The sequence below is a fragment of the Luteimonas terrae genome (assembly GCF_004358165.1).
Classification (GTDB): Bacteria; Pseudomonadota; Gammaproteobacteria; order Xanthomonadales; family Xanthomonadaceae; genus Luteimonas; species Luteimonas terrae.
Genome location: NZ_SMTG01000002.1, coordinates 1,240,673 through 1,267,041, shown reverse-complemented (window position 1 = coordinate 1,267,041; position 26,369 = coordinate 1,240,673). Strand labels below are relative to the sequence as shown.

At 69.5% G+C, this 26,369-nt stretch carries 24 protein-coding genes; 5 read left to right on the top strand and 19 right to left on the bottom strand.

All coding sequences use genetic code 11. The features are described 5' to 3' along the window. Positions 1–32: 32 nt before the first annotated feature. On the top strand, positions 33–1,496 hold the full coding sequence (gene tldD, locus E2F49_RS05965; RefSeq protein ID WP_133392987.1) for a metalloprotease TldD: 1,464 nt from the start codon (positions 33–35) through the stop codon (positions 1,494–1,496). An 82-nt stretch (positions 1,497–1,578) separates the two neighbouring features. Here the strand turns inward: tldD and yjgA are convergent, their stop codons facing one another. After that, on the bottom strand, positions 1,579–2,169 hold the full coding sequence (yjgA, locus tag E2F49_RS05960) for a ribosome biogenesis factor YjgA (protein WP_133392986.1): 591 nt from the start codon (positions 2,167–2,169) through the stop codon (positions 1,579–1,581). Positions 2,170–2,192: 23 nt separating this feature from the next. Here yjgA and pmbA point away from each other — a divergent pair, with 23 nt between their 5' ends. The 3 genes from pmbA (at position 2,193) to E2F49_RS05945 (ending at position 4,681) form a co-directional block, all read left to right on the top strand. Further along, the gene (gene pmbA, locus E2F49_RS05955) at positions 2,193–3,575 is read left to right on the top strand and encodes a metalloprotease PmbA (RefSeq protein ID WP_133392985.1); all 1,383 of its coding nucleotides are present in this window, start codon (positions 2,193–2,195) and stop codon (positions 3,573–3,575) included. Positions 3,576–3,668: 93 nt separating this feature from the next. Beyond that, positions 3,669–4,079 carry a DUF4870 domain-containing protein gene (locus E2F49_RS05950; protein WP_133392984.1) on the top strand — a complete coding sequence of 137 codons (411 nt, stop codon included), beginning with the start codon at positions 3,669–3,671 and terminating at the stop codon, positions 4,077–4,079. A gap of 155 nt (positions 4,080–4,234) precedes the next feature. Then, positions 4,235–4,681, top strand: coding sequence for a DUF4870 domain-containing protein (locus E2F49_RS05945; protein ID WP_133392983.1), 447 nt, complete (start codon positions 4,235–4,237; stop codon positions 4,679–4,681). 7 nt (positions 4,682–4,688) lie between these two features. Here E2F49_RS05945 and E2F49_RS05940 read toward each other — a convergent pair whose 3' ends face one another. From E2F49_RS05940 to tilS, 3 genes are read right to left on the bottom strand one after another with little or no spacing between them, the layout of a single operon-like run. After that, entirely contained in the window at positions 4,689–5,588 is a 900-nt protein-coding gene (locus tag E2F49_RS05940; RefSeq protein WP_133392982.1) for a polyprenyl synthetase family protein, read from the bottom strand. Further along, positions 5,581–5,850, bottom strand: coding sequence for an exodeoxyribonuclease VII small subunit (locus E2F49_RS05935; RefSeq protein WP_133392981.1), 270 nt, complete (start codon positions 5,848–5,850; stop codon positions 5,581–5,583). The genes E2F49_RS05940 and E2F49_RS05935 overlap by 8 nt, the downstream gene beginning before the upstream one ends. 9 nt (positions 5,851–5,859) lie before the next feature. Then, positions 5,860–7,188, bottom strand: a complete 1,329-nt coding sequence (gene tilS / locus E2F49_RS05930; protein WP_133392980.1) for a tRNA lysidine(34) synthetase TilS — start codon at positions 7,186–7,188, stop codon at positions 5,860–5,862. 107 nt (positions 7,189–7,295) lie between these two features. On the opposite strand from tilS, the gene E2F49_RS05925 reads away from it, so the two are divergent. After that, positions 7,296–8,357, top strand: coding sequence for an NADH:flavin oxidoreductase/NADH oxidase (locus tag E2F49_RS05925; RefSeq protein WP_133392979.1), 1,062 nt, complete (start codon positions 7,296–7,298; stop codon positions 8,355–8,357). A gap of 6 nt (positions 8,358–8,363) precedes the next feature. Here the strand turns inward: E2F49_RS05925 and E2F49_RS05920 are convergent, their stop codons facing one another. From E2F49_RS05920 to pyrH, 15 genes are all read right to left on the bottom strand, one after another. Then, on the bottom strand, positions 8,364–9,032 hold the full coding sequence (locus E2F49_RS05920) for a DUF4919 domain-containing protein (protein ID WP_133392978.1): 669 nt from the start codon (positions 9,030–9,032) through the stop codon (positions 8,364–8,366). 91 nt (positions 9,033–9,123) lie between these two features. Then, on the bottom strand, positions 9,124–10,083 hold the full coding sequence (locus tag E2F49_RS05915; RefSeq protein WP_055248880.1) for an acetyl-CoA carboxylase carboxyltransferase subunit alpha: 960 nt from the start codon (positions 10,081–10,083) through the stop codon (positions 9,124–9,126). 174 nt (positions 10,084–10,257) lie between these two features. Beyond that, positions 10,258–13,788: a DNA polymerase III subunit alpha gene (gene dnaE / locus E2F49_RS05910; protein WP_133392977.1), complete on the bottom strand. Its 3,531-nt coding sequence runs from the start codon at positions 13,786–13,788 to the stop codon at positions 10,258–10,260. 146 nt (positions 13,789–13,934) lie between these two features. Continuing rightward, entirely contained in the window at positions 13,935–14,576 is a 642-nt protein-coding gene (gene rnhB / locus E2F49_RS05905) for a ribonuclease HII (RefSeq protein ID WP_133392976.1), read from the bottom strand. After that, entirely contained in the window at positions 14,573–15,808 is a 1,236-nt protein-coding gene (gene lpxB, locus E2F49_RS05900) for a lipid-A-disaccharide synthase (protein ID WP_133392975.1), read from the bottom strand. Before lpxB ends, rnhB begins: the two co-directional genes overlap by 4 nt. Positions 15,809–15,834: 26 nt before the next feature. Further along, entirely contained in the window at positions 15,835–16,620 is a 786-nt protein-coding gene (lpxA, locus tag E2F49_RS05895) for an acyl-ACP--UDP-N-acetylglucosamine O-acyltransferase (RefSeq protein ID WP_133392974.1), read from the bottom strand. A 1-nt stretch (position 16,621) separates the two neighbouring features. Further along, the gene (gene fabZ / locus E2F49_RS05890) at positions 16,622–17,077 is read right to left on the bottom strand and encodes a 3-hydroxyacyl-ACP dehydratase FabZ (protein ID WP_055248876.1); all 456 of its coding nucleotides are present in this window, start codon (positions 17,075–17,077) and stop codon (positions 16,622–16,624) included. Continuing rightward, positions 17,074–18,102: a UDP-3-O-(3-hydroxymyristoyl)glucosamine N-acyltransferase gene (gene lpxD / locus E2F49_RS05885; protein WP_133392973.1), complete on the bottom strand. Its 1,029-nt coding sequence runs from the start codon at positions 18,100–18,102 to the stop codon at positions 17,074–17,076. Before lpxD ends, fabZ begins: the two co-directional genes overlap by 4 nt. Before the next feature lie 13 nt (positions 18,103–18,115). Further along, complete coding sequence (gene bamA, locus E2F49_RS05880; RefSeq protein ID WP_133392972.1) at positions 18,116–20,656, bottom strand: outer membrane protein assembly factor BamA; 2,541 nt, start codon at positions 20,654–20,656, stop codon at positions 18,116–18,118. Positions 20,657–20,724: 68 nt separating this feature from the next. Then, entirely contained in the window at positions 20,725–22,086 is a 1,362-nt protein-coding gene (rseP, locus tag E2F49_RS05875) for an RIP metalloprotease RseP (RefSeq protein WP_133392971.1), read from the bottom strand. Positions 22,087–22,095: 9 nt separating this feature from the next. Then, positions 22,096–23,292 (bottom strand): 1-deoxy-D-xylulose-5-phosphate reductoisomerase, encoded by a 1,197-nt coding sequence (gene dxr, locus E2F49_RS05870; RefSeq protein ID WP_133392970.1) that lies wholly within the window; start codon positions 23,290–23,292, stop codon positions 22,096–22,098. Between the two features lie 2 nt (positions 23,293–23,294). Next, positions 23,295–24,134, bottom strand: coding sequence for a phosphatidate cytidylyltransferase (locus tag E2F49_RS05865; protein WP_055248866.1), 840 nt, complete (start codon positions 24,132–24,134; stop codon positions 23,295–23,297). Continuing rightward, complete coding sequence (uppS, locus tag E2F49_RS05860) at positions 24,131–24,904, bottom strand: polyprenyl diphosphate synthase (protein ID WP_055248864.1); 774 nt, start codon at positions 24,902–24,904, stop codon at positions 24,131–24,133. Before uppS ends, E2F49_RS05865 begins: the two co-directional genes overlap by 4 nt. A gap of 19 nt (positions 24,905–24,923) precedes the next feature. Next, positions 24,924–25,481, bottom strand: a complete 558-nt coding sequence (gene frr / locus E2F49_RS05855) for a ribosome recycling factor (RefSeq protein WP_055248862.1) — start codon at positions 25,479–25,481, stop codon at positions 24,924–24,926. A 106-nt stretch (positions 25,482–25,587) separates the two neighbouring features. Then, positions 25,588–26,316 carry a UMP kinase gene (gene pyrH / locus E2F49_RS05850; RefSeq protein ID WP_055248860.1) on the bottom strand — a complete coding sequence of 243 codons (729 nt, stop codon included), beginning with the start codon at positions 26,314–26,316 and terminating at the stop codon, positions 25,588–25,590. Positions 26,317–26,369 lie beyond the last annotated feature (53 nt).

The window sequence follows — 26,369 nt, the reverse complement described above, 5'->3', positions numbered from 1 at the left end:
GCCATCGCCCGCTTTGCCCCCACACTGGATGGATGTCCGAATCTCCTGTTTCCAGCGGCAGCGCGCTCGCGCTGGCCGAATCCCGCCTGCTGCTGCCCGCAGGTCTCGACACCACCGGTCTCGACCGCACGTTCTCCGCGCTGCTCGGCCCGGGCATCGACTTCGGTGACCTGTACTTCCAGCATTCGCGCCGCGAGAGCTGGTCGGTCGAGGACGGCATCGTCAAGAGCGGGTCGCATGCGATCGAGCAGGGCGTCGGCGTGCGTGCGATCAGCGGCGAGAAGACCGGCTTCGCGTATTCCGACGACATCGACGCGACCGCGTTGCTGACGGCTGCGACGTCGGCACGTGCGATCGCGCGCGATGGCCGCGCCCATGCGCCGCATGCGCTGGCGCGCACGCGCGCGCACGACCTGTATCCCGCGCAGGACCCGATCGACGCGCTCGGCAGCGCGGAGAAGGTCGACGCACTGCGACGCATCGACAAGCTGCTGCGCGCCGCCGATCCGCGCGTGCAGCAGGTGATGGTGAGCCTGTCGGGCGGCGTCGACACGGTGCTGGTTGCGCGCAGCGACGGCGTGCTGGCCGGCGACGTGCGACCGCTGGTGCGGCTCAACATCCAGGTGCTGGTCGAACACGACGGCCGCCGCGAATCCGGCTACGCCGGCTACGGCGGTCGCTACTCGTACGCGGAACTGCTGGGCGACGGCAAGCCGGAGCATTTCGCGCGCGAGGCCCTGCGCCAGGCGCTGGTGAATCTCGAAGCGATCGACGCACCCGCCGGCACCATGCCCGTCGTGCTCGGCGCCGGCTGGCCGGGCGTGCTGCTGCACGAGGCGGTGGGCCATGGCCTGGAAGGCGATTTCGCGCGCAAGGGCACCAGCACCTATGCCGGGCGCGTGGGCCAGCGCGTCGCATCGAAGGGCGTGACCATCGTCGACGACGGCACGCTGGCCGGTCGTCGCGGCTCGCTCAACATCGACGACGAGGGCACGCCGACGACCTGCACCACGCTGATCGAGGACGGCGTGCTGACCGGCTACATGCAGGACACGCTCAACGCGCGTTTGATGGGCGTCGCGCCGACCGGCAACGGCCGCCGCGAGTCCTTCGCGCATCTGGTGATGCCGCGCATGACCAACACCTACATGCTGGCCGGGCAGGACGACCCGCAGGACATGATCCGTTCGGTCAGGAAGGGCCTGTACGCGGTGAACTTCGGCGGCGGCCAGGTCGACATCACCAACGGCAAGTACGTGTTCTCGGCCACCGAGGCCTATCTGATCGAGGACGGGAAGATCACCGCGCCGGTCAAGGGGGCGACGCTGATCGGCAACGGTCCGGAGACTATGCAACGCGTGCGCATGATCGGCCACGACATGGCGCTGGACGAAGGCGTCGGCGTCTGCGGCAAGGACGGCCAGAGCGTGCCGGTCGGTGTGGGCCAGCCGCATCTGCTGATCGACCAGCTGACCGTCGGCGGTACGCAGGCTTGAATGCGGGCGTGGGACAGGCGGATGGCGTGCGTGCGCGACGCGCCATCATTCCCGCGGACGCGGGAATGACGGTTTCGAGGTCTCAGCGCGCCGCGTCGTCGTCTTCGCTCGACGGCGCATCGTCATGCGCGACGTCCTGCTCGCTGGCACCGGATGCGGCCGCGAACACGCCCCGCAGCTCGCGGAACAGTTCGCGGAACGCCGCCGGCGGCTTCTTCTTCGCGCGCTCGGCCAGCGCATTGCGCACCAGCTGGCGCAGCCGCTGGCGGTCTGCGTCGGGATACGCGTCGAGCAGTTCGGCCAGTGCCGCGTCGCCTTCGTCGAGCAGACGCGTACGCCAGGTCTCGGCGCGGTGCAGCAGTGCGGTCTCGATGCGCGCGGCGGTGCCGCCGGCATCCATCGCGTCGCGGATCTCTTCCAGCGTCTCGTCGCTCTCGCGGCGCATCTGCTTGGCCAGGAATGCCAGCTGCCGCTTGCGCGCGATGTGCGAGGTGATGCGCCGCGCGTCGGCGATGTGCGGCAGCAAGGTCTCGGGGACCGGCAGCTTGCCCAGCTGGTTCTCCGACAGCGCGACCAGGGCTTCGGCCAGCGCCAGCACTTCGAGTGCCTCGCGCCGGTTCTGCTTGCGGCTCGGCGACAGGTACTCGCCGGAATCTTCGTCTATGCCTCTCATTGCTACAGGATAAGTCATCCCCCATGTCCCACGCCCTGATCGCACCGCAATCGGCCGATGATTCGGCCGTCCGCCTCGACGCACTGGCCGCGCTGTCGCAGCGCCTGCTCGACCGCTGCCGCGCCGCCGGCGCCACCCAGGCCGATGTCTCGTGCTCCGAAGACGCGGGCCTGAGCGTCAACGTGCGCATGGGTGAGGTGGAGACCGTGGAGTCCACCCGCGACCGCGGCATCGGCGTGACGGTCTACTTCGGCAAGCGCAAGGGCAGCGCCAGCACCGCCGACCTGCGCGAGGACAGCCTCGCCGCAACCGTCGACCAGGCTTGCGCGATCGCCCGCTTCACCGAGGACGACGCGGCCTCCGGCCTCGCCGATGCCGAGCTGATGGCGCGTCCCGGCACCGACGGCCGGTTTCCCGAGTTCGACGCCTGGCACCCTTGGGCGCTGGACGCCGACACCGCGGTCGATCTGGCCCTGGCCTGCGAGGCCGCCGGCCGCGACCGCGATGCGCGCATCGGCAATTCCGACGGCGCTTCGGTCAGCACCTCGCGGGGCCTGAGCGTCTACGCCAACAGCCACGGCTTCGTCGGCGCCGAGCGCGGCAGCCACCACAGCATCGGCTGCGCGCTGATCGCCGGCGAGGGCGAGCGCATGCAGCGCGAGGGCTGGTATTCGGTGGCGCTGGCCAGTGGCGATCTCGAATCGCCCGACGCCATCGGCCGTCGCGCGGCCGAGCGCACGCTGGCGCGGCTCGATCCCCGGCCGCTGGCGACGGGCAGTTATCCGGTGCTGTTCCAGGCCGAGGTCGCGCGGTCGCTGATCGGGCATCTGCTCGGCGCGGTCTCCGGCGGCGCGCTGTACCGGCGCGCGAGCTTCCTGCTCGACAGCGTGGGCACGCAGTTGTTCCCGGACTGGTTCGGCATCCACGAGCGGCCTTTCCTCGAACGCGGTTTCCAGTCCTCGGCCTTCGACGCCGAAGGCGTGGCGACACGCGAATCGGCGCTGGTCGACGGCGGCGTGCTGCAGCGTTACGTGCTGGGCAGTTATTCGGCGCGCAAGCTCGGCCTGCAGAGCACCGGCAATGCCGGCGGTGTGCACAACCTGGAGATTCCGGCCAATGCCGGCGGTCTGGACGATCTGCTGCGCGGCATGGGCAGCGGCCTGCTGGTCACCGGGCTGATGGGGCAGGGCGTCAACGCGGTCACCGGCGACTACTCGCGCGGCGCCTCGGGCTTCTGGGTCGAGGGCGGCGAAATCCGCCATGCGGTCGACGGCATCACCATCGCGGGCAACCTGAAACAGATGTTCGCCAATATCGAGGCCGTCGGCACCGACATCGACCCGCGTTCGCACGTGCGCACCGGCTCGATCCTGGTCGGCCGCATGACGGTGGCCGGAGCTGAATGATCTATTCTCTGCCGGCCAGTCGCACCCGGTCCGGCGGTTGATCGGGGCGCGACCCAGCGATTACGTCCACATCGTTTTTCAACGGGGATTTCCATGAGCGAGTTCGAGAAGTACACCGCCGCGCCGGCGGCGCCCACGGGCGCAGCGCCTGCCGAAGAGCGGCAATGGGGCATGTTCGGCCACCTGGCCGCGCTGACGGGGCTGTTCACCGGCGGCGTCGGCAACATCGTCGGCCCGCTGATCATCTGGCTGATCAAGAAGGACACGATGCCGTTCGCCGCCGACCAGGCGCGCGAGGCCCTCAACTTCAACATCACCCTGCTGCTGATCGGCGTGGTGATGTTCCTGATCACCCTGGTGACCTTCGGCATCGGCGTCATCCTGACGGCGCCCCTGGGCATCATCATCGGCCTGGCCTGGCTGGTGCTGACGATCATGGCGGCGATCAAGGCCAACAACGGCGTGGCCTACCGCTATCCCTTCGCGATCCGGCTGGTCAAGTAAGCCGGCGCGTCGCGCAACAGGCCCCGGCGTCCGCGCCGGGGCTTTTTCGTGCGCGGCGTCCTGCGGGGTGCCGGAAGTCCCGGTGACCTCCAGGGCGCGACGCCGGCACTTTCCGCGCGCAGTGTGGACACACGGTTCACCCTGGAGATTCCGCCATGCACACCGCATCCATCGCACAGACCACGCCCGCACACGACAGCCGCCAGTGGGCGGCCGGCCTGCACATCGGTGCCTTGCTGCTTGCCGTGATGACCAGCTGGATGTCCGGACTGGCCGGCGCGTTGGTGGCCGGCGTCGTCTATCTGCTCAAGCGCGACGCGGATGCCTTCGTGGCCGAGCACGCACGCGAAGCGCTGAACTTCCACCTGAGCATGTTCGTCTACGCCTGCGCGATCGTTGTCGCCGCCATTGCCCTGGTCGGGGCGACCGTGCTGACGCTGGGCATCGGCGCGATCGTGACCCTGCCGGCCGGTCTGGTGCTGGCGACTGCGGCGCTCGGCCTCGCGGTGCTGTGGCTGGTCAGCAGTTGCGTGGCCGCCGTGCATGCCTGGAACGGCGAGCACTATCGTCATCCGCTGACGCTGCGGTTCTTCGGCGGCTAAGCGCGGCTCAGTAACTCCGCTCGATCGCGCGGCGGCCGAGTGCGGCCAGCGGCGCGGCGGCATCCCCGAACGGTGCGAGCGCATCGCGCATGCGCATCGCCAACGCGTCGAGCCGCGCGCGCGAGCCTTCGATGCCGATCAGCGCCGGGAACGTCGCCTTGTCCTGTGCGACGTCCTTGCCGGCGGTCTTGCCGAGCGTCGCACTGTCGCCTTCGATGTCGAGCAGGTCGTCGCGGATCTGGAAGGCGAGCCCCAGAGCATCGGCGAAATCGTCCAGGCGCGAGCGCGTCGGCGCATCGACGCCGGCGGCCAACGCACCCAGCGCGACGGCTGCGCGGATCAGCGCGCCGGTCTTCATCGCATGCAGGCGTTCGAGCGCTGCGATGTCGACGCTCTGCGCGCCGCCGGTCGCCGCGATGTCCAGGGCCTGGCCGCCGACCATGCCGTTGGCGCCCGCTGCACGCGCAAGCGCGGCGACCATCGCCAGCCGGACGTCCGCATCGAGCGGCGCCTCGGCCAGCAGCGCGAACGCCAGCGTCTGCAGCGCGTCGCCGGCGAGAATCGCGGTGGCCTCGTCGAAGGCGACGTGCACGGTCGGCTGGCCGCGACGCAGGGCGTCGTCGTCCATCGCCGGCAGGTCGTCGTGGACCAGCGAGTAGGCATGCACCAGTTCCACCGCGGCGGACGCGGCGTCGGCCGCTGCCTCGGGCGCGCCGAAGGCATGCGCGGTGGCGTGGACCAATAGCGGGCGCATGCGCTTGCCGCCGAGCAGCACCGCGTGGCGCATCGCCGCGTACAGTCGCGGCTCCCCGTCGGCGGCGGTGTCGAGTGCGCGCTGCAGGGTGTCGTCGGTGCGGCTGCGCCAGCTGTCGATCAGCGCGGCAGTCCCGCTGGCCGCGTCAGGCATCGGGATCGTCCAGCGCCGCATCGCCGAACGGCTGGGCGCGTTCGGGCGCCGCGGGATCGCTGAGCAGTTTCACGCGCAGTTCGGCCTCTTCGAGCGCCTGCTGGCAGCGGCGGTACAGGCCGACGCCGCGTTCGTAGGCGCCCAGCGAATCTTCGAGGCTCAATTCGCCGCCTTCCATGCGTTCGACCAGCGCTTCGAGCTGGGTCAGCGCATTCTCGAAATCGGCGACGGGGCTGGGGTCGGCGGCGGTCTTCTTCGGCATCTGCGGATTTTAAGCCATCGGCGCGTCGTCGGCGGTATGCAGCGCCCCTGGCGCAGCCCAGCGCAGGCGACGACCGCCCGCCCGCAGCCAGGCCTCGAAGCCGGCATCGAACACGAGATCACCGGCGGCCTGGACCAGGCCGTCGGCATCCAGCAGGAGCGGCAGGTGCGCGCGCTGCCAGGGTGGGATGTCCCGCGCCTGCAGCACGTGCTTGAGGCTGTGCGAATGCGCGCGGCCGGTCAGCCGGACGCGCTCGCCGCCGTGCCGCGCGCGTACCGTCCACCGCATGTCCGCCGGTGCGCCTTCGAGCCACAGGCGGCCGCCATCCGGCAACTGGAGTGGCACCTTGCCCGACCACGTGCTGGCGAAGTCCCCGGCCAGCGGTGAGCGGATCGGGCCAGCATGCAGCTGCGTGCGCCAGCGCTGCAAGCGATGGGCGGACCAGTCGAAGACCGGAACGCGATCCGCACGTCCTGTCGCCAGATCGGCCTCGCACCAGGCGACGGCGCGCGCGGGCAAAGGCGGCAGGCCGAGGGCGTCGATCCACTGCCGTAACACGCGCGCGCGTCGGGCCGAGGGCAGGGCCTGGAGGCGGGTCGTGTCGAGCACGGCGGGGTCGGACGTGCGTGCACCTGCAAGCGCGGCGACATCGTCCGGTGACAGCAGTGCCGTCGCGTCGGCCTGCAGCGCCGCCACGCCCGCCAGCGCCGCATCGGCCTGCGGCCAGCGGCTGCGCAGCAGCGGCAATACCCGGTTGCGCAGGAAGTTGCGATCGGCATCGTCGACGGCGTTGCTGGGGTCCTCGATCCAGTGCAGGCCATGGGCCTGCGCATAGGCGAGGAGCTGCGCGCGTGGCAGGGCCAGCAGCGGCCGCCACAGCCAGCCGGTGCCGAACCTGCGCCATGCCCGCATCGCGGCGAGGCCGTCCGGCCCGGACGCACGCAGCGCACGCAGCAGCACGGTTTCCGCCTGGTCGTCACGGTGATGGGCGAGGGCGAGCAGATCGCCCGGCGCCATCGACTGCGCGAACGCAGCGCGCCGCGCCGCGCGTGCGGCCGCTTCGAGGCCGTGGCCGGCATCGCGCGCGACGTCCACGCGCGCGACCTTGCAGGGCAGATCAAGCGTGTCGCACACGCGCCGACAATGCGCCGCCCAGTCGTCGGCCGCGGCCTGCAGGCCATGGTGGACATGCAGTGCCTCCAAGCCGCGTGCGCGCAGGTCCGGTGTGTGCGCCAGCACGTGCAGCAGCACCGTCGAGTCCAGTCCGCCGCTGTAGCCGACGACGATCCGGCCGTCCGCTTCGGCGAATGCTTCGGGACGTGGCAACGCGATCTGCATGCCGACATGGTAGCCGCGCCTTCGATTGCGACGCTGCGATCCGCAGATGCGCTCGCGCCGCCTTGTGTGCGGGCCTAGAGTCGGGGGCCGTCACGAGGAGTTCCGCCATGTCCGCACTGTTCGCGCCGTTCCGCCAGCGCGGCCTGACGTTGCGCAACCGCATCGCGGTCTCGCCGATGTGCCAGTACAGCGCGGTCGAAGGCGTGCCGGACGACTGGCATCGCGTCCATCTGGGCAGTCGCGCGGTCGGTGGCGCGGGGCTGGTGATGACCGAGGCCTGCGCTGTGTCGCCCGAGGCCCGCATCTCGCCGGAGGACGCCGGCATCTGGAACGACGCGCAGGCGCACGCCTGGGCACCGATCGCCGGATTCATCCGGGCGCAGGGCGCGGTGCCGGCGATCCAGCTGGGGCACGCGGGCCGCAAGGCCAGCACCTTCGCCCCGTGGCGCGGCCATGGCGCCGTGCCGGAAGATGCCGGTGGCTGGCCGGTCGTGGCGCCGTCGGCGCAGGTTTACAGCGACCGGTATCCCGCACCGCACGCGCTGGACGCGGCCGGTATCGCGCGGATCGTCGCCGACTTCCGCGCAGGCGCGTTGCGCGCACTCGACGCCGGGTTCGAGGTGATCGAACTCCACGCCGCGCACGGCTATCTGCTACACCAGTTCCTGTCGCCGTTGTCGAACACGCGCGACGACGCCTGGGGTGGCCGTTTCGACCATCGCGTGCGCCTGCTGCTCGACGTCGTCGACGCCGTGCGCACGGTCTGGCCGGACCGCCTGCCCTTGTGGGTGCGGCTGTCGGCGACCGACTGGGTCGACGGCGGCTGGGATCTTCCGCAGAGCATCGAGCTGGCGCGCCGGCTGACGTCGCGCGGCGTCGATCTGATCGACACGTCCAGCGGCGGACTGTCGCCGTTGCAGGCGATCGAGGCGGTGCCCGACTACCAGGTGCCGTTCGCGCGCGAGATCCGCGCGCAGGCCGGCATCGCCACCGGCGCGGTCGGGCTGATCACCACCCCTGCGCAGGCCGAGCGCATCGTCGCGGCGGGTGATGCCGACGTGGTGCTGCTCGCGCGTGAGCTGCTGCGCGACCCGTACTTCCCACGCCGGGCGGCGCGCGAACTCGGCGTGGAGATCGCAGCGCCCGCGCAGTATCTGCGGGCGTGGTGAGCGCCTTCAGCGGGTGAGCGCTTCGGTATTGCGCCTGAAGAGATCGGTGATGTCGAAGAACACCTCGCGCGTGCTTCTGTCGGCCATCGTCAGGGTCAGCTTGTCGTAATGCCGTCCGTTCTCGTGCACCAGCGCCTGCTGGGTGACCTTCTGCGCCCGCAGGACCTGCTGCACGAACGCGTACTCGTTGCTGACCAGACACGGATGCCAAGCGGTCCGGGGTGTCGCGCCGTCACCGCTGCTTTCGATGTGCTGCAACAAGGCATGTGCGAACGCGCGGCCTTCGATCAGTCGCTCGCGGTCGCCAGCACGGTTGGCGAGCGCATTGCGCAACATCTGCAACTGCACTGACGGCACCCGGTCGAGTTCACCGATGCGGCTCGCGAGTGCCGCGAGGATCGGCGCAGCCGCGGGCACCGTCTCGTCAGATGTCACCGCTGCGCCGACGGCGGCGCGCGCATCCCGGATCGCACTTTCGATTTCGAGCGGCGTCGGGGCGTCGGGGCGCGTGACCGCTGCGCAGGCCGCCTGCGCGGCGCCCGCCAGCGCGGGTGCACGGGCCGCGACCTCGCGCGTGTGATCGTCGGCCGCACGGGCCGGCGTGGCCGCGACGGTGGTCAAGGCACACGACAGCGCCAGCAAGGGAACGCTGTAGACAGCGGCGCGCATCTTCATCGAAGCATCCCTTCGTCGAGTGAGCGACGAGTCTGTCATGCGTCCGCGAAGAACCGTTGAAGGCCGGGCGACGCCGGTACGAAGGCGGTGCTCAGGCCGCTTCGTAGGCCCCGTAGCTGCGCAGGCGCTCGTACCGGCGCTGCAGCAGCGTGTCCATCGGCAGCTGTTCCAGCTGGTCGAGCTCGTTGAGCAGGACCGCCTTCAGGCGCGTCGCGGTCTGGCGCGGATTGCGGTGGGCGCCGCCGATCGGCTCGCGGATCACCTTGTCGATGATGCCCAGCGATTTGAGGCGCTTGGCGGTCAGGCCCAGCTGCTCGGCGGCATCGCGCGCCTTGGCCGCGTCCTTCCACAGGATCGACGCGCAGCCTTCAGGCGAGATCACCGAATAGGTGCTGTATTCGAGCATCAGCGTGCGGTCGCCGACGCCGATCGCCAGCGCGCCGCCCGAGCCGCCCTCGCCGATCACGGTGCAGATGATCGGCGTCTTGAGTTCGGCCATTTCCAGCAGGTTGCGGGCGATGGCTTCGGACTGGCCGCGCTCCTCGGCGCCGATGCCGGGGTAGGCGCCCGGCGTGTCGATGAAGGTCAGCAGCGGCAGCTTGAAGCGCTCGGCCATCTTCATCAGGCGCAGCGCCTTGCGGTAGCCCTCGGGGCGCGGCATGCCGAAGTTGCGACGCACCTTGGTCTTTGTGTCGCGGCCCTTCTGGTGGCCGATGATCACGACGCTGCGGCCGTCGATGCGGCCCAGGCCACCAACGATCGCGGCGTCGTCCGCATAGGCGCGGTCGCCGGCCAGTTCCTCGAACTCGTCGCAGAAATGGCGGATGTAGTCGTTGGTGTAGGGACGCTGCGGGTGACGCGCGAGCTGCGAGACCTGCCACGGGGTGAGGTCGCGGAAGATGTGCGCGGTGCGCTTGCGCAGCTTGTCGCGCAGGGTCGCCAGTTCGGCGTCGATGTTGACCGCCGGGCCGTCGCTGGCCTGGCGCAGTTCCTGGATCTTCGCTTCGAGATCGGCGATGGGCTGTTCGAAGTCGAGGTAGTTCGGATTCATTCGGGAGAGCCGTCCGTTCGGGAGCGGCCGCGGTGCGGACCCGGGCGCGACGCGCCACGCGGGGCCGGCCGGGGCCGGAAAGGGCGACAGTCTAGCCGACCGCGCCCGGGCAGGCCGTACGAGGGCGTCCGGAAGACGGATCCTTGCACGTTGCCGGAACTTGGCCGTCGGCCGTCAGTTGGCCCAGGGCTTGGCAATGTCCAGCCGGGCGATGCGCACGCCCGGCTGCGCGCGCAGCGTGCCGGGCAGTTCGGCGTCCACGCGTACCGAGTTGGCGCCGTTGACGTCCAGCGTGCCGGCGCTGCCCGATTCGAGCAGCAGGTCGAAGCGCAGCGGCGTCTTGCCCGGGCGATGCTGGGCCAGGACCTGTTCCACCCGCGCCAGCGTGCCGGGGACGCGCAGGTCGAGGCGCAGCGACAGCCGCCGCGCGTGTTCGGGGCAGACGCTGTGGAAATCCCAGCAGCGCTTCACCCGCAGGGCGAAGCCGCCGCTGAACTCGTCCTCGCGCAGGCCGCCCTCGACGATGAGGATGCGGTCGCGCGTCAGCAGGTGGGCGTACTCGGCGCTGGCGTCGGCGAAGAAGCCGCACTCCAGCCGGCCCCGGCCGTCGTCGAGCTGCACGAAGGCCTGCGAATCGCCGCGCTTGCGCATCGCGCCGACCTGGCCGGCGATGATGACCGTGGTCTCGGGGCGCCAGCTGTTGCCGCCGGCCTTCTGGTCACGTGCGGCCCACAGGCTGTCGAGCTGGCCCAGATCGGTGCCCACCAGCGCCTGCAGTTCGTCGCGATAGGGATCGAGCGGATGGCCGCTGAGGTAATGGCCCAGCGTGTCGCGTTCGCCGTCGAGCTTCTGCTTGAGCGGCCATTCCTCGCATTCGGGCAGGTCGATGTGCAGCGCCTCGCCGTCGCCGGCGCTGCTGCCGAACATGTCGACGATGCCGGCGTTGCGGTTGCGGGTGAGCTGGTCGGTGGCCTTGAGCGCTTCGGGCAGCTGCAGCATCAGCGAGGCGCGGTTCTTGCCCAGCGCGTCCAGCGCACCGGCCTGGATCAGCGCTTCGAGCGTGCGCTTGTTGAGGCGCTGCGAATCGACGCGGCGGGTGAAATCCAGCAGGTCGGTGTAGACGCCCGCATGCACGCGCGCCTCGACGACGTTCTCGCAGGCGCCGCGACCGACGCCCTTCACCGCGCCCAGGCCGTAGCGGATGGTCTTCGGATCGATCGCCTCGAACATGAAGGCCGAGGCGTTGACGTCCGGCGGCAGCACGTCGAGGCCCATCGTGCGCGCTTCGGCGAGGAAGCCGGTGACCTTGTCGGTGTTGTCCATGTCCGACGACAGCACCGCGGCCATGAATTCGGCCGGGTAGTGCACCTTCAGCCACGCGGTCTGGTAGGCGACCAGCGCATAGGCGGCCGAGTGCGACTTGTTGAAGCCGTACTCGGCGAACTTCTCCATCAGGTCGAAGATCTGCGTCGCCTGCACCGGGTCGACGCCGTTCGCGGCCGCGCCGGTCTCGAACTTGGCCCGCTCCTTGGCCATTTCCTCTGGCTTCTTTTTGCCCATCGCGCGGCGCAGCATGTCCGCCCCGCCCAGCGTGTAGCCGGCCAGGACCTGGGCGATCTGCATCACCTGTTCCTGGTAAACGATGACGCCGTAGGTCGGCGAGAGCACCGGCTCCAGGGACGGATGCGGATAGGTCACGTCCGTGCGGCCGTGCTTGCGGTCCACCCATTCCTTGTCCATCCCCGAACCCAGCGGGCCGGGACGGAACAGCGCCGCGAGCGCGATGATGTCCTCGAAGGTGTCGGGCTGCGCGCGCTTGAGCAGCTCGCGCATGCCGCGCGATTCGAACTGGAACACCGCCACCGTGTCGCCGCGCGCGAACAGCTCGTAGCTGGCGCGGTCGTCGAGCGGCAGGGCGGCGATGTCGAGCAGGTCCTCGCCGGCCGCGCTGCGACGCGCGTTGATCGCCTTGACCGCCCAGTCGATGATCGTGAGCGTGCGCAGGCCCAGGAAGTCGAACTTCACAAGGCCGATCGATTCGACGTCGTCCTTGTCGAGCTGGGTGACCGGATTGCGGCCGCGGCCGCCTTCGTCGTGTTCGGCGTACAGCGGACAGAAATCGCTGAGCGGCGAAGGCGCGATGACCACGCCGCCGGCGTGCTTGCCGGCGTTGCGGGTCAGGTCCTCGAGCTGCAGGGCGAGGTCCAGCAGGTCGTGGACGTCGTCCTCGTCGTTGTAGCGCGCGATGATCTCGTCCGAACGCCAGGCATCGTCGCTGCGCGACTTTTCGGTGCGCCCCAGTGCGTCCTCCAGGCCGATGCCCAGTGTCGGCGGCACCAGCTTGGAGATGCCGTCGACCATGCCGTAGGGATACCCGAGCACGCGGCCGGTATCGCGCACGACCGCCTTCGCGGCCATGGTGCCGTAGGTGATGATCTGGCTGACGCGGTCGCGGCCGTACTTCGCGGCGACGTAGTCGATGACCTCGTCGCGGCGGTCCATGCAGAAGTCGATGTCGAAGTCGGGCATCGACACGCGTTCGGGATTGAGGAAGCGCTCGAACAGCAGGTCGTAGGGCAGCGGATCGATGTCGGTGATCTTCAGCGCCCACGCCACCAGCGAGCCGGCACCCGAACCGCGCCCCGGGCCGACCGGGATGTCGTGTTCCTTGGCCCACTTGATGAAGTCCGAGACGATCAGGAAGTAACCCGGGAACCCCATCTTGCAGATGACGTCGAGTTCGACATCGAGACGTTCGATGTAGCTCTCGCGGGTATGCCCCGGCGCGAGCGGGTACTTTGCCAGGCGCTCGACCAGGCCCTCGTGCGACTGCGCGCGGATCCACGTGTCGAGCGTGTGCTCGCTGGGCACCGGGTAGGCCGGCAGGTAATAGGTACCCAACCGCAGTTCGAGATTGCAGCGCTGCGCGAGCGCCAGCGTGTTGTCGATCGCGTCGGGGACGTCGGTGAACAGCGCGGCCATCTCGTCGGCCGATTTGAAGTACTGCTCGCGCGTGTAGAGCTTGGGCCGGCGCGGATCGTCGAGCACGCGGCCGGTCGAGATGCACACGCGTGCCTCGTGCGCGTCGAAGCCGTCGGCATCGAGGAAGCGCACGTCGTTGCCGGCGATCACCGGCAGCGACAGATCGGACGAGACCTGCAGCGCCAGCGCGTTGTATACGGCCTCGTCGTCGAAGCCGCAGCGGGTGAGCTGCAGGAACAGGCGATCGTCGAAGACTTCGCGCCACTGCGCATACCACTGCCGCGCCTGGTCGTCGCGGCCGCCCGCGAGCAGTTTCGCGGCCGGGCCGTGACGCCCGGCGATCGCGAACAGGCCGGTGTTCGCTTCGCGCAGCCACTCGGGGCGCACGACGACGCCGTCGGTGCGATGGCCTTCCATCCAGGCGCGCGTCAGCAGGCGCGACAGCGAAAGGTAACCGTCGTGGTCGCGGCAGAGCAGGGTCAGCGTGGACGCCGGTTCATCGCCCTCGGCCAGCGAGATGTCGGCGCCCATCACCGGCTTGATGCCCGCGCCCTCGGCCGCGCGATAGAACTTCACCAGCGCGAACAGGTTGTTGCGGTCGGTCAGTGCCAGCGAGGGCTGGCCGAGCTTCGCGCAGCGTTTGACCAGCTCCTTGATCCGGATTGTCGAATCGGAGAGCGAATATTCGCTGTGGACGTGGAGATGGGCGAAGCGCGCGGACATTGCGGGGGCGTGGCGGCCGGAGTGTCAGGTTAGGGCCGGGGGCGGGGGCGGACAAGGCTTGACAGGGGACAGGTCGCGCTCTGGCGCGGAAGGCGCGTGCCGGCCCATCGGGAGCGGTTCAGTCGTGGGTATCCGACGCGGGGAAATCAGGCCGGCAAAGGCTCGGCGAAGAGGTCCGCGGTGGCAGGTTCTGCGACGGCATCCGACACGGCTGCGGGCAGCAGGCGGGACACCGGGGCGAAGCTCCGGCGGTGGTGCACGCAGGGGCCATGCGCGAGCAGCGCGGCGAGATGCGTCGGCGCGCCGTAGCCCTTGTGGCTGTCGAAACCGTAATCCGGGAACTGTGCGTGCAGCGCCACCATCGCGCGGTCGCGCGCGACCTTGGCGAGGATCGAGGCGGCCATGATCGCCTGCTCGGTCGCGTCGCCTCCGACGATCGCACGCGCGGGGCACGGCATCGCGCGCGGCACGTGATTGCCGTCGATCAGCACACGCTCGGCGGCAGGCGCCAGTGCCTGCACCGCGCGGGCCATGCCCAGCATCGTGGCCTGGAAGATGTTGACGCGATCGATCTCGTCGACCTCGACGAACTCGATGCGCCACGCGAGGGCGTGTTCGACGATGCGCGGATACAGGGCCTCGCGGCGCTTTTCGGTCAGCTTCTTGGAATCGTCGAGGCCGTCGATCGGACGCCTGGGATGCAGGATGACCGCCGCGACCACGACCGGTCCGGCCAGCGGTCCGCGGCCGGCTTCATCGACGCCAGCGATGCGCAGACGGCGGGTCATGGCGCGGGCGCCGGCAGGGCAGGCAGGGCCAGACGCGCCACCGCATCGGCAGCGGTCGCCGAGGCGCCTTGGCGCAACTGCAGGTGCAGATCACGATAGACCGGCTGCAGCGCATCGGCCGCCTGCGGATCCCGGAACCAGTGCAGCACGGCGTCGGCGAGGTTTTCCGGCGTGCAGTCTTCCTGCATGAACTCCGGCGCGATCGTCCTGCCGGCGAGCACGTTCGGCAGCGAGAACCGGTCGACGCGCATCAGCTTGAACAGGCGCACGATGAAAGCGGTGCTCGGCGCGATGCGGTAGCCGACGACCATCGGGCGCTTGGCCAGCAGCGCTTCGAGCGTCGCGGTGCCGGACGCCAGCAGCACGACGTCGCTGGCGACCATCGCGGTGCGGGCCTGGCCGTCGAGTACCTGCACGTCGAGCGCGGCGAACTCCGGGTGCGCGAGCAGGGTGTCGATCGCGGCACGACAGCCGGCGTTCGCCGCCGGCAGCACGATGCGCAGCCCGGGCATCGCAGCGGCGACGCGCGCGGCGGCATCGAGAAACACCTCGCCCAAGCGCGCGATCTCGCCGAGGCGCGAGCCGGGCAGCATGGCGAGCACCGGCGCGTCGTGCGGCAGGCCGAGCGTCGCGCGCGCGGCGCTGCGATCGGGCTCGAGCGCCAGCATCTCTGCCAGCGGGTGGCCGACGAAACGCGCATCGACGCCATGCTGCGCGTAAATCGTCGGTTCCATCGGGAACAGGCACAGCACCAGGTCTGCGCTGCGGCCGATCTTCGCCGCGCGCCCCTGTCGCCAGGCCCAGATCGACGGGCTGACGTAGTGCACGGTGCGGATGCCTTGGTCCTTGAGCGTGCGCTCGAGACCCAGATTGAAGTCCGGCGCATCGATGCCGATGAAGACGTCCGGCCGCCAGTCGAGCAGCCGCTTGCGCAGTGTCCTGCGCAGCTTCAGCAGGCGCGGCAGGTGTCGCAGCACTTCCGACAGGCCCATGACCGCGAGTTCGCCAGCGTCGTGCCAGGTTTCCATCCCCGCGGTGCGCATCGCATCGCCGCCGACGCCCGCGAACACCGCGCCCGGATGGCGCATGCGCAACTGGTCGATCAGGCCGGCACCCAGCAGATCGCCGGAGGCTTCGCCGGCGACGAGTGCGATGCGCAAGGGCGCGGCGGACGCGTGGTCGGGAATCAGTGAAGCGGGCGCGGGACTGGACACGGCGTCATTGTGCGGCATCGACAGCGCGTCGTGCCGCAAGCGTATCAACGCAGCAGCGGGCGATCGCCTGCATCGATGAAGTCGAGAAAGGCGCGGACATCGTCACTGTCCTGCGCCATCTCGGCCAGGCGCGCGCGCGCGTCGGCCAGCGAATCGCCGGAAACGTACAGCGCCCGGTAGGCGCGCTTGATCGCGGACGTCCGCGTCGCGTCGAAGCCGCGACGCTTGAGACCCTCGGCATTGATGCCGCGCGGCCGGCCATAGCCGTCCTGCGCCACCATCACGAACGGCGGCACGTCGCCGTTGACGAAGGCGCCCATGCCGATGAACGCATGCGCGCCGATCCGGCAGAACTGGTGGATGCCCACGAAGCCGCTGAGGATCACGTGGTCGCCGACCTCGACGTGGCCCGCCAGGGTGGCGTTGTTGGAGAACACGCAGCGATTGCCGACGACGCAGTCATGGGCGACGTGCGTGTAGGCGAGGAACCAGTTGTCGTCGCCGACGCGTGTGATGCCACCGCCGTCGCCGGTGCCGCGGTTGATCGTCACGAATTCGCGGACCGTGTTGCGATCGCCGATCACCAGCTCGGCGCGCTCGCCGGCGAACTTCTTGTCCTGCGGCTCGCCGCCGATCGCGGCGTGGCCGTGGAAGTGGTTGCCGCTGCCGATGCGCGTCGGCCCGTGGATGCTGCAATGCGGGCCGACGATCGTGCCGGCACCGATGTCCACATCGGGACCGATGATGGTGAAGGCACCGATGCGCACGTCCTCGCCCAGCGTCGCGCGGGGATCGACGACCGCGCTGGGATGGACCTGCGCGGCGCCCATGTCAGCGCGGGACCTCGGCGCAGAGGATCTCCGCGCACGCGGCCTGCTGGCCGTCGACGCGGGCGATGCCGCTGTACATGGTCATGTTGCGGATCTCGCGCTTGATCGTGACTTCGAGCTCGAGTCGATCGCCCGGCACCACCATGCGCGAGAACTTGGCCGCGTCCACCTTGACCAGATACGAGAGATTGCCTTCGCAATCCTTGCCCTTGGTCAGGTGCGTGAGGATGCCGCCGGCCTGCGCCAGCGCCTCGATCACCAGGACGCCTGGCATCACCGGCTGGCCGGGAAAATGCCCCTGGAAGAACTCCTCGTTGGCCGAGACGTTCTTCCAGCACACCACGCGCTTGCCGTGCTCGAACTCGACGACGCGGTCGATCAACAGGAACGGATAGCGGTGCGGCAACAGCTTGTGGACGCCGTCGATCAGGATCGGCAGCGAAATGTCGGTCGTCATGATTCCCCCTTCCCGAGCGCCGTGACGCGACGCGCGAGCGAATCGAGCTGGCGGATCCGCACGGCATTCTTCCGCCACTCGCGCGTGGGCTGGGCGGGAATGCCGGCCGAATACTCGCCGGGCTCGGTGATGGATGCCGACACCATCGTCATCGCATGGACGACGACCTTGTCGCAGATGTCGAGATGGCCGGCGACGCCGACCTTGCCCGCGAGCAGGCAATAGCTGCCGATCTTCGTGCTGCCGGCGATGCCGACGCAGCCCGCGATCGCGGTGTGCGCGCCGATGCGCACGTTGTGTCCGATCTGGATCAGATTGTCGAGGCGCACGTCCTCGCCGATCACCGTGTCGTCGAGCGCGCCGCGATCGATCGTGGTGTTCGCGCCGATGTCGCTGTCGTCGCCGACGACCACGCCGCCGAGCTGCGGCACGTTGACCCAGTGGCCGGCTTCCATCGCCAGACCGAAGCCGTCGGCGCCGAGTACGGCGCCCGGGTGGATGGTGACGCGCGCGCCCAGGCGGACGCGCTTGACCAGGGTGACGCGCGCGATCAGGCGGCTGCCCGCACCGACGACGCAGTCCTCGCCGATCACGCAACCAGGCCCGATCGTCGCGCCGGCCTCGACCACGCTGCGCGCGCCGATGACGACATGCGGGCCGATCGAGGCCGCAGCGTCGACGACGGCGCTCGGATCGACGACAGCCGTGTCATGGACGCCGACCGGCGCATCGGTGGCCGGCTCGAACAGCGCGGCGATCTTCGCGTAGGCGACGTAGGGATCCTTCGCGATCAGTGCGGTCCCGGCATGTCCGACGGCATCCGCCTCGCGCAGCACCACGATGCCGGCGCGCGTTTCGGCCAGCTGCGGGCGGTAGCGCGGGTTGGACAGGAACGCGAGCTGATCCGCGTTCGCCGCCGCCAGCGTCGCGACTCCCGACACCGCAGTGCCAGGATCGCCGTGGATGGCGAGACCGAAGCGCTGCGCGAGCGCTTCGGCGGTGTGGCGTGTGCTGGATTCCGTCATCGACAACGCGCGATCAGAACGCGCCGCCGAAGGTGAACTGCAGGCGCTCGACCTCGTCGCCCTGCTTGATCAGGTCGCCGGCGCCGCCGCGCACTTCCTTCTGCTGGCGCAGCGGGTAGGCGTAGCTGATCGAGATCGGGCCGACCGGCGCACGCCACATCAGCGCCACACCTGCCGACGCGCGCAGTTCCTTGGCATCCCAGCTGTCGACGTCCTTGTAGACGTTGCCGAAGTCGACGAAGGCCGAGATGCGCGCCGCCGGCGACTTGATCAGCTGCGGGAAGAACATTTCGGCCGAGCCGACCGTCTTGACCGCGCCGCCGATCGGCTGCAGGAAGGAGCTGCCCAGCGCTGCCTCGCGCGGACCGAGCGTGTTGTCGCGGAAGCCGCGGACCGAGCGCGCACCACCGGCGTAGAAGTTCTCGTAGAACGGCAGGCCGGTCGCAGTCAGCGTGCGCAGGTAATCCGAAGACGTCGGGTCGCACGGGTCGCTCGGCGGCGGACCGGGCACCTCGGTATCGGGGACACCGTCGCCGTTGCTGTCGGTGAAGGTCGGCGGGGTGAAGCAGACATTGCGCACCACATCGCTGCCGTAGCTGTCGCCGTAGCCGATCTCGGCGCGCGTGTTGAGCACGAGATGACGGTTGATGGGCCAGTACTTCGAGATCTCGTAGTTGAGCTTGTAGTACTCGGCGCTGGAACCGGGCAGCGTGGTTTCCAGCGAGACGCGCTGCATCATGCCGCGGGTCGGCTGCAGATAGTCGTTGCGGGTGTCGCGCGCCCAGGCCAGTTCACTGCGCCAGGCGTGGAAGGTGCGCGAGCCGAAGGCGTCGATGTAGTCGACGATCGATTCGGGCGACGAGCGGCGGAAGGCGAAGATCTGGTTGCGGTCCACGCCGAGCAGCAGCGAGATCGAGTCGTTCTCGGTCAGCGGAATGCCGAGGATCGCCTGGCCGGCGGCGCTGGTCGACGAATACTGCGCGGTGTTGAACTCGGAGTTGTCGAACTCGCGCCACCACAGGTTGTAGCCCAGCGACATGCCACCGTCGGTGAAGTACGGGTTCATGAAGGAGAACGAGTAGCGCTGCAGGTAGACGTTGCGCTGCGCTTCGACCGACACGCGGTTGCCGCTGCCGAGGAAGTTGTTCTGCGACAGCTGCACGGAGGTGGTCACGCCGGCGAGCTGCGAGTAGCCGAGGCCGAACACGAAGCTGCCCGAGGTGGTTTCGGTGACGCTGAAGATCACGTCGACCTGGTCGTTGCTGCCCGGTACCGGCTGGGTCTCGACGTTGACGCTGCCCGACTCGAAATAGCCCAGGCGCTGCAGGCGGACCTTGGAGCGGTCGACCGCGGCCTGCGAATACCAGCTGCCTTCGAACTGGCGCATCTCGCGTCGCATCACCTCGTCGGCGGTGCGGGTGTTGCCCTTGAACTGGATGCGGCGCACGTTGACGCGCGGGCCCGGCACGACCTGCATGTTGATCGCGACGGTGCGGTTCTCGCGGTCGACTTCCGGAATCGGATTGACCTGGGCGAAGGCGTAACCGATGTTGCCCAGCGCGGCGATGATCGCGTCCGAGCTCAGTTCCAGCAGCGCGCGCGAGAACACCTGGTCCTTCTGCACGAAGACGCGGCTCTCGATGTCTTCCTTGGGCAGCACCGTGTTGCCGGTGACCTGCACGTCCGACACCTTGTAGATCTCGCCCTCGGTGATGCCGGCGGTGATGAACATGTCCGCCTTGTCGGGGCTGATCGAGACCTGGATGCTGTCTTCGCTGAAGTCGATGTAGCCGCGGTCGAGATAGAAGTTGTGCAGCTTCTCGCGGTCGCCCTCGAGCTTCTCGCGGGAGTACTGGTCGTCGCGGCGGTACCAACTGAGCCAGTTCGACTCGCCCGATTCCCAGTTGTCGGTCAGCGTGTCGAGGTCGTAGACCTCGTTGCCGACGATGTTGATGTGGCGGATCTTGGCCGCCTTGCCTTCCTCGACGTTGATGGTGACGTCGACGCGGTTGCGGTCCAGGCGCGACACCGTCGGGGTGATCTTGACGTTGTACTTGCCGCGGTTGTTGTACTGGCGCACCAGCTCCTGGGTGACGCGGTCGAGCGCCAGGCGGTCGAAGGTCTCGCCCTCCGACAGGCCGATGTCGGTCAGGCCCTTGAGCAGGTCCTCGGTCTTGATGTCCTTGTTGCCGGTCAGCGTCAGGCGGTTGATGGCCGGGCGCTCGGTGACCGTGAACACCAGGATGTCGCCCTGGCGCGCGACCTGCACGTCCTCGAAGAAGCCGGTGCGGTACAGCGCGCGCACCGACTCGGAGATGCGCGTGCTGTTGATGGCATCGCCGCGCTCGACCGGCAGATAGGTGAAGACCGTGCCGGCGCCGATGCGCTGCAGGCCGTCGACGCGGATGTCGCTGACGGTGAACTCGCTGGCGCCCGGTGGTGCCAACGGCGGCAGGGCGGCGGGCGCGGTGGCCGACGTCTGGGCCCAGGCCGGAGCGGCGATCACCGCGGCGAGGGCGAGGGCAAGCAGGCGGCGGTCGGGCATTCGCGTCATCTTTGGATCCGGGTAGGGGAGGGGTTCCGGCGTGTGTGGCACGGCGGAAACCGGGTCGGTGGCAGGCATCAGCGCACGAGTTGGAGGATGTCGTTGTAGAACGCCAGGCCCATCAGACTGGCCAACAGGGCCATGCCGACGTACTGCCCGGCCACCATCGCGCGCTCACTCACGGGGCTGCCTTTGACCAACTCGATAAGGTAATACAACAGGTGTCCCCCATCCAGCAGCGGGATGGGGAGGAGGTTCAGGATCGCCAGGCTCAGCGACAGCAGGGCGAGGATGGTCAGGTACCAGGCGACGCCCTGGTTCGCGTAGGTGTTGGCAGCCCGGGCAATGGTGATCGGGCCGGCGACCGTGTTCTCGATCGCCACCCGCCCGGTGAACGCGCGTCCGATCATGCCCACCAGCTGGCCGGTCAGGTGGCCCACTTCGTGGAATGCGGCTGGCACCGATGCGAGTACGCCGTAGCGTTGGATCGCGTCCTTGGCGGGCGGCACGAAGGCCTCCGGCGCAATGCCGAAGGCCCAGTATTCGCCGCGGCCGTCCGGCAGTTCCGCGCGCCGGGGCGCCATTTCCAGCGCGAGCCGTTCGCCGTCGCGCTCGACCTCGACCATCGCCGTGCCGCCCTGGTCGCCCAGGCGTTGCACCAGCGGGCCGATGTCCTCGAACACGCGGACCGGGCTGCCGTCGATCGCGGTCAGGCGATCGCCCTCGGCGAGGATGCCCCAAGCCGCCGAGCCTTCCTCGACGCGGCCGACCACCGCCGGCAGCAGCAGATGCCGCGGCCACAGACCGATGGATGCGGCGATGCGGCGCTGGTCGAAGTCGGACGGCAGCGAGGACAGCGCGAGTTCGCGTACCACCGCACGGTCACGCTCGTCGGTGACCTGCAATGCGACGTCGCGGTGATCGAGCGCGGCCGGCAGCAGGGCCAGCTGCACCTCCATCCAGGTCGGGGTCTCGCGATCGCCCACCGCATCGATGCGGTCGCCTGCGCGCAGCCCCGAAGTTTCGGCGATCCCGCTGACCTGGCCGACGACCGGCGCATAGTCCGGGCGGCCGATCACGAACATCGCCCACAACAGCGCGACGCAGAGAATCAGGTTCGCCACGGGACCGGCGGCGACGATGGCGATGCGCTTCCACACCGACGCGCGATTGAAAGCCTCGTGCGCCTCCGCCTCCGGCACCGGCGCCTCGCGCTCGTCGAGCATCTTGACGTAGCCGCCCAGCGGAATCATCGCCACCTGGTAGACGGTGCCGTCTTTGCCGGTGCGCGACCACAACGCGCGCCCGAAGCCGATCGAGAACCGCAGCACGCGCACGCCGCAGCGGCGCGCCACCCAGTAGTGGCCGAACTCGTGGAAGGTGACCAGCACGCCCAGGCTGACGATCAGCCACCACACCGAGCCGAGGAATTCAGACATCACGCATGCTCAGTGGAGGGTGCCGGTGGTGAGCGCCTGCGTGGCGACGTCGCGCGCACGCGCGTCGGCATCGCGCAGCACGTCGAGCGACGCCGCATCGGCGGCGGGGAGCGTGGCGAGCACATGCTCGACCAGCGCAGGGATCGCCAGAAAACGCAATTGCCCCTGAAGAAAGGCTGAAACGGCCACTTCGTTGGCCGCGTTGAGCAGGGCGGGCGCGGTGCCGCCGGCGACCAGCGCGGCGCGGGCGAGCGCCAGGCAGGGGAACGCGTCGGTGTCGGGCGATTCGAAATCCAGTCGCCCGTGGCGCAGGAGATCCAGGCCGGCCACGCCCGAGGCGATACGGTCCGGATAGCCCAGTCCGACCGCGAGCGCGGTGCGCATGTCGGGCAGTCCGAGCTGCGCGAGCGTGGAACCGTCGATGAACTCGACGAAGGAGTGCACCAGGCTCTGCGGATGCACCAGCACGTCGAGGCGGTCGGCCGGCATGCCGAACAGGTGGTGGGCTTCGATGAGCTCCAGTCCCTTGTTCATCAGCGTGGCCGAATCGACGGAGATCTTCGGACCCATCGACCATTTCGGATGCGCGACCGCCTGCGCCGGCGTGACGTCGGCCAGCTGCGCACGACTGCGACCGCGGAACGGACCGCCCGAGGCCGTCAGCACGATGCGCGCGACGCCGCTGCAGTCGCCGTCGGCGGGCAGGCACTGGTGGATGGCGTTGTGCTCGCTGTCGATCGGCACGATGGTCGCGCCGGCCTCGCGCGCGGCCTGCAGCATCAGCTCGCCGGCCAGCACCAGCGACTCCTTGTTGGCCAGCAGCACCCGCTTGCCGGCGCGCAGCGCGGCCAGCGTGGAATCGAGACCGGCGGCGCCCACGATCGCCGCGACCACGGTGTCGCAGGCATCGGCATCGCGCGCCAGGGTGTCGAGCGCGGCCATGCCGGCGTGCGGCACGGTGGCGAGGCCCGCCGCGCGGAGCGCGTTCGCGAGCGCATCGAGCAGATCCGGATCGGCGATGACCGCATGGTCGGGGCGATGGGTGACGCACAGGGCGACCAGCGCCTCCACATTGCGACCGGCCGCCAGCACGCTGGCGCGCAGCCGCCCGGGATGCCGGGCGATGACGTCCAGCGCGGACGTGCCGATCGAACCGGTCGCGCCAAACACCGCGACGCGGCGCAGCCCGTCTGGAACCGTGGCCATGGTCAGAAGCCGAGCCAGATCTGGCCGAAGGCGAACACCGGCAGCGCGGCGAGCACGCTGTCCAGACGGTCGAGGACGCCGCCGTGGCCGGGAATCAGCGTGCCCGAATCCTTGGCACCGACATGGCGCTTGAGGAGGCTCTCGAACAGGTCGCCGACCACCGACGCCAGGACGGTCGCCATGGCGACCAGCGCGACCAGCGGCAACTGCGCCGCCGTGGCACCGGCCAGCGGCGCGAACGCCACCGCCACCAGTACGCCGGCCGCGACACCGCCCGCCAGGCCTTCGACGGTCTTGTTGGGGCTGATGCGCGGTGCGAGCTTGCGCTTGCCGAACTTGCGACCGGCGAAATACGCGCCGGTGTCGGTCGCCCAGACGATGGCCAGCGCCAGCAGCAGCCAGCGGTTGCCGTGTTCGCCGTTCTCCCCGGCATGGATCACGCACAGCGCCGCCCAGGCCGGAATCACCGCCAGCGTGCCGGCGGCGAGCTTGAACACGCGGGCTTTCGTGTCGTGATCGGACGCGAAGTCGTAATGGCGCAGCCACAGCGTCGCCAACAGCCACCAGGCCACGCCGACCATCGCCAGGATCTTCAACAGCACCAGCGAGCCGCCGCCGGTGGCCGAGGCCCAGACGATGGCCACCATCAGCAGCAGGTTCAAGGCCAGCAGCGCGGTGCGGGCGAGGGTGTCCTCGATGTCGGTCAGGCGCAGCCATTCCCACAGCGCGGCGAGGAAGATGATCGCCGAGACGGCCGCCATCCACGGCGTGTTGAGCAGCAGCACGGCGGCGATGGCGGTCGGGGCCATCAGCAGCGCGGCGATGACACGGGTGCGGGTCATGGGTGGCGGCCCTCCATGGGCGATGCGGCCTGGGTGGCGGCGATCTGCTCGCCGGTCAGCCCGAAGCGTCGTTCGCGCGAGGCGTAGACGTGCAGGGCCTGCTCGAGTTCCTCGACGCCGAACTCCGGCCACAGGGTCTCGGTGAACCACAGTTCGGTGTAGGCCAGCTGCCACAGCAGGAAGTTGCTGACGCGCAGATCTCCGCCGGTGCGGATGAACAGATCGGGCGCCGGCAGGTCCGCCAGGGCGACGCGCGCTCCCAGCGTGGTTTCGTCGATGTCGTCGGCCTTCAGTCGTCCGGCCGCGACGTCCTCCGCCAGCGCGCGTGCCGCCATCGCGATGTCCTGCCGACCGCCGTAGCTGGCCGCCACGTTGAGCGACAGCCGCGCATTGCCGGCGGTCTGCGCTTCGGCCGCGGCCATGCGCTGGCGGATCGCCTCGCTGAAGCGGCTCCGCTCGCCGATGAAACGCAGGCGCACGCCACGGCGGTGCAGTTCGCCGACCTCGCGGTCCAGCGCGCCGAGAAACAGCTTCATCAGCGCGCCGACTTCCTCGTCCGGGCGCCCCCAGTTCTCGCTCGAGAACGCGAACAGGGTCAGCGCCTCGACGCCGCGTTCCAGGCAAAAATCGATGCAGACGTTGACCGTGCGCGCGCCGGCGCGGTGGCCGATCGCGCGCGGGCGCTTGCGGCGCGCGGCCCAGCGCCCGTTGCCGTCCATGATGACGGCGATGTGGCGGGGAACGGGACCGGTCTGGGACGGAATGTTCATGCGGACCGCAGGCGGGCCGTCAGACCGTCATCAGTTCCTGTTCCTTGCCCTTGACGACCTCGTCGACGTCCTTGATCGCCGCGTCGGTGACCTTCTGGATGTCGTCTTCCCCGCGGCGCACGTCGTCCTCGGAGATCAGCTTCTCCTTGAGGAGTTCCTTGATCTGCTGGTTTGCGTCGCGGCGGATGTTGCGGATCGCGACCTTCGTGTCCTCGCCTTCGCCGTGCACGACCTTGGTCAGCTCCTTGCGGCGCTCCTCGGTCAGGGCGGGCAGGTTGAGGCGGATCGTGGTGCCGGCGGTGTTCGGGGTCAGACCGAGGTCGGAGCCGAGAATCGCCTTCTCGATCGCACCGACGATCTGCTTCTCCCACGGCGTGATGACCAGCGAGCGCGCATCCGACACCTGCACGCTGGCGACCTGGCTCAGCGGCATGTCCGAGCCGTGGTAGTTGACCTTGATGCTGTCGACCAGGGCGGTCGAGGCGCGGCCGGTGCGCACCTTGACCAGCGTGTGCTTGAGCGCTTCGACGCTCTTGGCCATGCGGGTCTGGGTGTCTTTTTTGATGTCGTTGAGCATGCGCGGCCCCGGTCCGTGTGCGGAATCGGACGATTATAAGCGTCCGCGACCGGCGACGGGGCCGTGGCGTATGCGGCGGCGCGGCACGCAGCCGCGCCTGGCGGGCTCAGTTGCGGCCCTGCACCAGGGTGCCGATCGCCTCGCCACGCAGGATGCGCAGCAGCACGCCGGGCTGGCTCATGTCGAAGATGCGCAGCGGCAGATCGGAGTCGCGTGCCAGTGCGAAGGCCGCGGTGTCCATGACTTCCAGACCCTGGCTGATGACCTCGTCGTAGGTCAGGCGGTCGTAGCGCTTGGCGCCCGGCACCTTCTTCGGATCGGCGTCGTAGACGCCGTCGACCTTGGTCGCCTTGAGCAGCAGGTCGGCGCCGATCTCGATGCCGCGCAGCGCAGCGCCCGAGTCGGTGGTGAAGAACGGGCTGCCGACGCCGGCGGCGAAGATCGCGATGCGGCCCTTCTCCATGTGCCGGATCGCACGGCGGCGGATGTAGTCCTCGCAGACGTCGTTGATCTTGATCGCGCTCATCACGCGCGCGCGCGCGCCGCGCTTCTCCAGCGCGTCCTGCATGGCGAGTGCGTTGATGACCGTGGCGAGCATGCCCATCTGGTCGCCCGTCACCCGGTCCATGCCGCCGGCCGCGAGGCCCGCGCCGCGGAAGATGTTGCCGCCGCCGATGACCAGGCCGACTTCGGCGCCGGCCTTCTGGGCCTCGATCACCTCGTCGGCAAGACGGCCGATGACCTTGGGGTCGATGCCGTAATCCTCGTCGCCCATCAGGGCCTCGCCGGAGAGTTTCAGCAGGACGCGGCGATAGGCGAGGGGGGAAGACGACATGCGCAGGACTCCGGGGGCGAGGACGCTGCGGATTCTAGGGGATCGGTCCCCGC

Excerpts from the sequence above, each read along its gene's own strand:
- tldD (WP_133392987.1), top strand. The coding sequence starts at position 33 with ATGTCCGAATCTCCTGTTTCCAGCGGCAGCGCGCTCGCGCTGGCCGAA.
- yjgA (WP_133392986.1), bottom strand. The coding sequence starts at position 2,169 with ATGAGAGGCATAGACGAAGATTCCGGCGAGTACCTGTCGCCGAGCCGC.
- pmbA (WP_133392985.1), top strand. The coding sequence starts at position 2,193 with ATGTCCCACGCCCTGATCGCACCGCAATCGGCCGATGATTCGGCCGTC.
- E2F49_RS05950 (WP_133392984.1), top strand. The coding sequence starts at position 3,669 with ATGAGCGAGTTCGAGAAGTACACCGCCGCGCCGGCGGCGCCCACGGGC.
- E2F49_RS05945 (WP_133392983.1), top strand. The coding sequence starts at position 4,235 with ATGCACACCGCATCCATCGCACAGACCACGCCCGCACACGACAGCCGC.
- E2F49_RS05940 (WP_133392982.1), bottom strand. The coding sequence starts at position 5,588 with ATGCCTGACGCGGCCAGCGGGACTGCCGCGCTGATCGACAGCTGGCGC.
- E2F49_RS05935 (WP_133392981.1), bottom strand. The coding sequence starts at position 5,850 with ATGCCGAAGAAGACCGCCGCCGACCCCAGCCCCGTCGCCGATTTCGAG.
- tilS (WP_133392980.1), bottom strand. The coding sequence starts at position 7,188 with ATGCAGATCGCGTTGCCACGTCCCGAAGCATTCGCCGAAGCGGACGGC.
- E2F49_RS05925 (WP_133392979.1), top strand. The coding sequence starts at position 7,296 with ATGTCCGCACTGTTCGCGCCGTTCCGCCAGCGCGGCCTGACGTTGCGC.
- E2F49_RS05920 (WP_133392978.1), bottom strand. The coding sequence starts at position 9,032 with ATGAAGATGCGCGCCGCTGTCTACAGCGTTCCCTTGCTGGCGCTGTCG.
- E2F49_RS05915 (WP_055248880.1), bottom strand. The coding sequence starts at position 10,083 with ATGAATCCGAACTACCTCGACTTCGAACAGCCCATCGCCGATCTCGAA.
- dnaE (WP_133392977.1), bottom strand. The coding sequence starts at position 13,788 with ATGTCCGCGCGCTTCGCCCATCTCCACGTCCACAGCGAATATTCGCTC.
- rnhB (WP_133392976.1), bottom strand. The coding sequence starts at position 14,576 with ATGACCCGCCGTCTGCGCATCGCTGGCGTCGATGAAGCCGGCCGCGGA.
- lpxB (WP_133392975.1), bottom strand. The coding sequence starts at position 15,808 with ATGCCGCACAATGACGCCGTGTCCAGTCCCGCGCCCGCTTCACTGATT.
- lpxA (WP_133392974.1), bottom strand. The coding sequence starts at position 16,620 with ATGGGCGCCGCGCAGGTCCATCCCAGCGCGGTCGTCGATCCCCGCGCG.
- fabZ (WP_055248876.1), bottom strand. The coding sequence starts at position 17,077 with ATGACGACCGACATTTCGCTGCCGATCCTGATCGACGGCGTCCACAAG.
- lpxD (WP_133392973.1), bottom strand. The coding sequence starts at position 18,102 with ATGACGGAATCCAGCACACGCCACACCGCCGAAGCGCTCGCGCAGCGC.
- bamA (WP_133392972.1), bottom strand. The coding sequence starts at position 20,656 with ATGACGCGAATGCCCGACCGCCGCCTGCTTGCCCTCGCCCTCGCCGCG.
- rseP (WP_133392971.1), bottom strand. The coding sequence starts at position 22,086 with ATGTCTGAATTCCTCGGCTCGGTGTGGTGGCTGATCGTCAGCCTGGGC.
- dxr (WP_133392970.1), bottom strand. The coding sequence starts at position 23,292 with ATGGCCACGGTTCCAGACGGGCTGCGCCGCGTCGCGGTGTTTGGCGCG.
- E2F49_RS05865 (WP_055248866.1), bottom strand. The coding sequence starts at position 24,134 with ATGACCCGCACCCGTGTCATCGCCGCGCTGCTGATGGCCCCGACCGCC.
- uppS (WP_055248864.1), bottom strand. The coding sequence starts at position 24,904 with ATGAACATTCCGTCCCAGACCGGTCCCGTTCCCCGCCACATCGCCGTC.
- frr (WP_055248862.1), bottom strand. The coding sequence starts at position 25,481 with ATGCTCAACGACATCAAAAAAGACACCCAGACCCGCATGGCCAAGAGC.
- pyrH (WP_055248860.1), bottom strand. The coding sequence starts at position 26,316 with ATGTCGTCTTCCCCCCTCGCCTATCGCCGCGTCCTGCTGAAACTCTCC.